Source organism: Sodalis sp. (in: enterobacteria) (assembly GCF_047607725.1).
Lineage (GTDB): Bacteria > Pseudomonadota > Gammaproteobacteria > Enterobacterales > Enterobacteriaceae > JBLKSS01.
Map to the genome: position 1 here is coordinate 1 of NZ_JBLKSS010000113.1, position 5316 is coordinate 5316.

General features: G+C 58.6%; 6 protein-coding genes and 1 pseudogene. 1 reads left to right on the forward strand and 6 read right to left on the reverse strand.

Features of this window, described 5'->3' with window-relative positions; all coding sequences use genetic code 11:
• Positions 1-132 (forward strand): transposase domain-containing protein (locus ACMX3H_RS10105; protein WP_415209555.1); only part of this gene is annotated, 132 nt, incomplete at its 5' end.
• A 30-nt stretch (positions 133-162) separates the two neighbouring features.
• On the opposite strand, the pseudogene ACMX3H_RS10110 reads toward ACMX3H_RS10105, so the two are convergent.
• The 6 genes and pseudogenes from ACMX3H_RS10110 to ACMX3H_RS10135 all read right to left on the reverse strand — a co-directional run.
• A pseudogene (locus tag ACMX3H_RS10110) lies at positions 163-405 on the reverse strand (hypothetical protein); the annotation flags it as partial.
• 165 nt (positions 406-570) lie between these two features.
• A complete protein-coding gene (gene kdsB, locus ACMX3H_RS10115; protein ID WP_415210724.1) occupies positions 571-1326 on the reverse strand; it encodes a 3-deoxy-manno-octulosonate cytidylyltransferase in 756 nt (251 codons plus the stop codon).
• Positions 1323-1505 carry a protein YcaR gene (ycaR, locus tag ACMX3H_RS10120; protein WP_025245854.1) on the reverse strand — a complete coding sequence of 61 codons (183 nt, stop codon included), beginning with the start codon at positions 1503-1505 and terminating at the stop codon, positions 1323-1325. The genes kdsB and ycaR overlap by 4 nt, the downstream gene beginning before the upstream one ends.
• Before the next feature lie 496 nt (positions 1506-2001).
• Positions 2002-3015: a tetraacyldisaccharide 4'-kinase gene (gene lpxK, locus ACMX3H_RS10125; protein ID WP_415210725.1), complete on the reverse strand. Its 1014-nt coding sequence runs from the start codon at positions 3013-3015 to the stop codon at positions 2002-2004.
• Positions 3012-4760, reverse strand: a complete 1749-nt coding sequence (gene msbA / locus ACMX3H_RS10130) for a lipid A ABC transporter ATP-binding protein/permease MsbA (protein WP_415210726.1) — start codon at positions 4758-4760, stop codon at positions 3012-3014. Before msbA ends, lpxK begins: the two co-directional genes overlap by 4 nt.
• Before the next feature lie 36 nt (positions 4761-4796).
• Complete coding sequence (locus ACMX3H_RS10135; RefSeq protein ID WP_415210727.1) at positions 4797-5168, reverse strand: hypothetical protein; 372 nt, start codon at positions 5166-5168, stop codon at positions 4797-4799.
• Between the last annotated feature and the right edge of the window lie 148 nt (positions 5169-5316).

The following is a 5316-nucleotide window of genomic DNA, read 5'->3' on the forward strand; positions in this document are numbered from 1 at the left end:
ATCGGCAGTTGCAAACTGAACGGCGTGGAGCCGGAAGCGTATCTGCGCCATGTGCTGGTGATTATCGCGGATCATCCCATCAACAAAATCAAAGAGCTCCTGCCGTGGAACCTCACCATCCCTGCTGAATAACTGTCAATACGGCGCTGGGCGTACGCTTACGGATAAAATGAGGCCATATACCGTCGGCAGCCGTATCTCGCCTTCCCGGGCCAGCATCGACAGCTTGTAGGCTTCCTGCTGGGCGATGCCCGGGCACAAATAGCTTTTCGCTACCAGGGAAAGCGCATGGCCCTCCCTGTCGTACATGGCATACAAGTGGGCATAAGGTTGCTCGCTGATGCGTTCAAGCCGACTCAACGGCTCCCCTAAAACGGCGCTTAACTCAACGTGTAATTGTTCCATGACATCGCTAACCTTATATTCGGCACAGGATTAAACCAGCGCACCGCGCGGCACATCAAACATCATGGGGAGGATCGGCCTAAAAAACGGCGCGTTAGATCAAACAAAGGCGGGAAATCGGCGCGGAAATCTCGCTTGGCCCCCGCGCCGTACAGCACGGGACGGTTACTCCAGTTGCTGCTGCAACAAACGAACCTGCGCCAGCTCTTCCGGCGTGTCCACGCCCATGCCGGGCGCCACACTTGCCACCGCGACATGTATTTTCTCCCCATACCACAAGACGCGCAGCTGTTCGAGGATCTCAATCTTCTCCAGCGGGCTGGCCGACCAGCTGACATAGTGGCGGATAAAGTCGGCGCGGTAAGCATAAATACCAATATGACGCAGCAGACCGTGGGAGAGGTGCTCGCGGCTGCGGGCAAACCCTTCGCGATCCCAGGGAATCGGGGCGCGTGAGAAATAGAGCGCGTAACCACGCGCATCGACCACCACCTTGACCGCGTTGGGGTTGAATGCCTCTTCCGCCGTGGTGATAGGGACCGCCAGCGTGGCCATACCGGCATCGGCGCCCGCCAGATTATCCGCCACCTGCCGAATGATTTGCGGCGGAATGAGCGGCTCGTCCCCCTGCACATTGACGATTATCCGATCGTCGGCGAAGTCGTATCTGTCGATGACCTCTTGGAGCCGCTCGGTGCCGGACTGATGATCGGGGCGGGTCAGGCACACTTCGCCGCCGGCCCACTCAACCGCCTCGACCACGCCGGCATGATCGGTGGCGACAATGACCCGATCGGCGCCGGAGGCTTGCGCCCGTTCCATGATGCGCACCACCATGGGTTTGCCGTTGATATCGGCCAGCGGCTTACCGGGCAGCCGGCTGGAGGCGAAACGCGCGGGAATAATGGCGATGAAACTCATGAATTGGTCTCGTCCAATGTGATGGCGCGCGCTTCGCTCTCCAGTAGCACAGGGATACCGTCACGCAAAGGGTAAGCCAGCGCATCGGACTTACAAATCAGTTCCTGTCGTTCTTTGTTGTAATAAAGTTTGCCGTTACAGACCGGGCAAGCGACTATTTCCAATAGGCGATGATCCATGATTCCTCCAAGGGGGCATGCCTGCGCAAAGGATGATGGTGCAGAGAATAGCATAAGCGGCACGGGCCGGGAATCACCGCCGGCAATCGTTGTCGCCTATCGCAGCATTTGCTGATGATCGTCATTTTTTTATGCAGATGTTATTGATATGTAGCCGGCGAAGGAGTAGTATTTTTGTGAGATGAATCACACCTTAGAACATTTATAAGACAGGCCTGCCATAAAAACGTTAAACAAAATCATTGCTCTGTTCGCTAATTTTAGCCGCTAAGCAATAGACCATCGCTCGGACGGCCCGGTTAACTCACGTTAGCCGGGCCGTTTGTTTTTCTGCCCCCCGGCACCGCGCCGCCACGCGTTAACTGTCCCCGGCCGCACCCTGCCGCCGAGCGTCAGGTCTCCGCGCTTTGTGCCAGGGCACCGCGCGTAGACTATCCCCTGCTGCACCATACCGCCTAACGTCAGGTATCCGCACCTGGCACCCAGGCGCCGCGCGTTACGTTTTTGCGCCGCCGTCCGCCCCTTCACTATAGCGCCGGATGGCCTGCTCAACCGGCGTCAGCAAACTTCGCTGTGCACCCTCGGGCAGCCGCGCGTCGACCGGCAGATACCACCAATTCGCACGGGCGAAGCGGAGGCATTTGACCGCGTCCTTCTCGGTCATCAGCAACTGTTCATCCGGCGCGGCCAGCGCGTCGAGCATCTGTTGCCGGTAGGCCTGATGATCGCCAAACGCCACCTCCCGCACCGGCGTCACGCCGCCCGCGCGTACCGTGGCGAAAAAGCGCGGCGGATGCCCAATGCCGGCCATCGCCACCACCGGCGTAAAACCTGTGAGCACGCGACGTTCACCCGTCAGCAAATTGACGGCCGCGCCGGCGACAAGCCGCATCGGCACCTCGCCAGGACGGGGCTCGCCGCCGTTGACGATGACCGCCTGCACCTGCTGTAGACGCTCGGCCCGTTCGCGCATAGGGCCGGCGGGCAGCCACCAGCCATTGCCGAACCGACGCTCGCCGTCGATAACCACCCACTCGATATCCCGCCTCAGCGCATAATGCTGCAAACCGTCGTCGGTCACCACCACGTCCAGGGGCTGCGCGCGCAGCAGCGCCGCTACCGCTTCGGCGCGCCGGTTCGCCACCGCGACCGGCGCGCAGGTTCGCTGCCAGATTAACAGCGGCTCGTCCCCGCACTGCTCGCTGGTGGTGGTGGCGTCCAGCAGCAGCGGATACTGTGCCGCGCGCCCGCCGTAGCCGCGGGACACCACCCCGACCCGCCAGCCACGCGCTTGCAGTTGCGTCACCAGCCATAGCACCACCGGCGTTTTGCCGTTGCCGCCGGCGGTCAGGTTGCCCACCACCACGATCGGCAGCGGAAAGCGATGAACTTTCCGCCAGCCGCGGCGATAGCTGCAGCGGATAAGCGCCGTTACCAAGCCATACAGCCAGGAAAACGGCAGCAGCAGCAGATACAGCGGCGAGGCGCCGGACCAGATGCGGGCAATCATTGACCGAACTGTAACCGGTGGAGCTGGGCGTAAACCCCCTGGCGCGACATCAGTTCCTCATGATTGCCGCGTTCGACGATCCGTCCCTCCACCACCACCAGAATTTCATCGGCTTTTTCGATGGTGGACAGGCTATGGGCGATGACCAGGGAGGTCCGATTCTTTTGCAGCGCATCCAGCGCTTTTTGGATTGCCCGTTCGGATTCGGTATCAAGCGCCGAGGTGGCTTCGTCGAGAATAAGTATCGGGCAATCGCGCAGCAGCGCGCGGGCGATAGCGATGCGCTGACGCTGGCCGCCGGAGAGCAAGACGCCGTTTTCGCCGATCACCGTGTCCAGGCCCATTTCCATTTTTTCGATGAAACCCATGGCGTAAGCCATGCGGGCCGCGTTCTCTACCTGCTCGCGGGAGTAGGTTGCCTTGCGGGCATAAGCGATATTGTTGGCGATAGTATCGTTAAACAGATGCACGTTTTGGGAAACCAACGCCACCTGGTTACGCAGCGAGGCGAGCTTATAGGCGCGCAAATCGGTACCGTCGAGCAGGATCTGGCCCTGTTGGATATCGTAAAAACGCGTCAGCAAATTGGCGATGGTCGATTTACCGGAGCCGGAGCGCCCCACCAACGCCACCGTATGCCCCGCCGGAATGCTCAGACTAATATCGTGCAGCGAAGGCGTCTCTTTACCGGGATAGGAAAAGGTGACGTGTTCAAAGGTGATGTCACCTTTAACGCGCTCAACTTCCACCGTGCCCTCATCCTTTTCGGTTTCCATATCAAGAATGGAAAACAGCGTTTGGCAAGCGGCCATACCGCGTTGGAACTGAGCGTTAACGTTGGTCAAGGATTTCAGCGGGCGCATCAAGGCAATCATTGACGAAAACACGACGGTAATGGTACCGGCGGTCAAGGTTTCCATGACCAACGAAAAGCTGGCGGCATACAGAACAAAGGCCAGCGCAAGGGAGGCGATAAATTGGATCAGCGGATCGGAGACCGAGGAGGCGGCCACCATTTTCATCCCCTGTTGGCGCATGCGGTTGCTGACGCTGTTGAAACGCTCGTTTTCCACCTTCTGGCCGCCAAAAATTAGCACTTCCTTATGCCCTTTGAGCATCTGCTCGGCGCTGGTGGTCACCTGCCCCATGGTGTTTTGCATTCTTTTACTAATCTGGCGGAACCGTTTTGACACCTGCCGGATGGCAAACGATACCACGGGCGCAATCACCACCAGGATCAGCGACAATTGCCAACTGTAATAGAACATCATCGCGAACAGGCCGATGATCGATGCCCCTTCACGAATCACGGTAATCAGCGCGCCGGAGGACGATGAAGCCACCTGTTCGGAATCATAGGTAATGCGCGAAAGCAGGGTGCCGGTGGATTGCTGGTCGAAAAAAGACACTGGCATGTCCATCATATGGTTAAACAGCCGGCGGCGCATGTTCATCACCACTTTGCCGGAAACCCAGGATACGCAATAGCTGGAGACAAAGCCGCTGACGCCGCGCAGCACCATCAGGCCAATCACCACCAGCGGCATCCAGACCAGAATATTACTGTTGGCTTTGCCAAATCCGTCATCCAGCAGGGGTTTGAGCAGCGATAGCATAAAGGTATCGCTGGCGGCATTGAGTATCAGGGCAATCGCCGCGACGATCAGACCTGTCTTGAAAGGTGAAATCATCGGCCAAAGGCGACGGAAGGTCTGCCAGGTGGAGAGATCTTTATCGTTTAGCATTCATTTACCAGTGCCGGGACTAAATGGCCGCCTATTCTACCTATTTAGCGCGGCGACGCCAAACCACTGATGATACCATCGGCGGGAAATTTGACCCCGATAGGCCAGCACGTCAAACGACTGCGGATAAAAACGCACGCTCAGCTGGCCGCTTACCACTGTATCGCGCCAGCGAATGCCCAGACGCCGGTAGCGCTGCACCACCGCCTCAGCCGGCAGGCGCCAGGGACTGTAGCGCCCCGCCGAGGCTAACGCCACCTGCGGCCGCACCGCCCGTAAAAAGGGGGCGGTGGAGGACGTTTTACTGCCGTGATGGAGCACTTGAAGGACCTCGGCGCGTAACGCGGGTCGATCCAGGTGCAGCAACGCCCGTTCCGCCGGGGCTTCGATATCGCCGGTGAGGAGCACCCGGAAGCGACGTAAGCGCCCCGTGGAGGACGTCTTGAATTATTGGTGGGTTTGTTGTATGAGACAGTAAACCTACGTTACACGCTTATGCTCATTGCATTTTCACATTGTATTGATTTTAATAACTTTTATTTCCATCCCGGTTTGA

What these genes read in the sequence shown, in the direction of transcription:
- kdsB (WP_415210724.1), bottom strand. Translation starts at nt 1,326, where the DNA reads ATGAGTTTCATCGCCATTATTCCCGCGCGTTTCGCCTCCAGCCGGCTG.
- ycaR (WP_025245854.1), bottom strand. Translation starts at nt 1,505, where the DNA reads ATGGATCATCGCCTATTGGAAATAGTCGCTTGCCCGGTCTGTAACGGC.
- lpxK (WP_415210725.1), bottom strand. Translation starts at nt 3,015, where the DNA reads ATGATTGCCCGCATCTGGTCCGGCGCCTCGCCGCTGTATCTGCTGCTG.
- msbA (WP_415210726.1), bottom strand. Translation starts at nt 4,760, where the DNA reads ATGCTAAACGATAAAGATCTCTCCACCTGGCAGACCTTCCGTCGCCTT.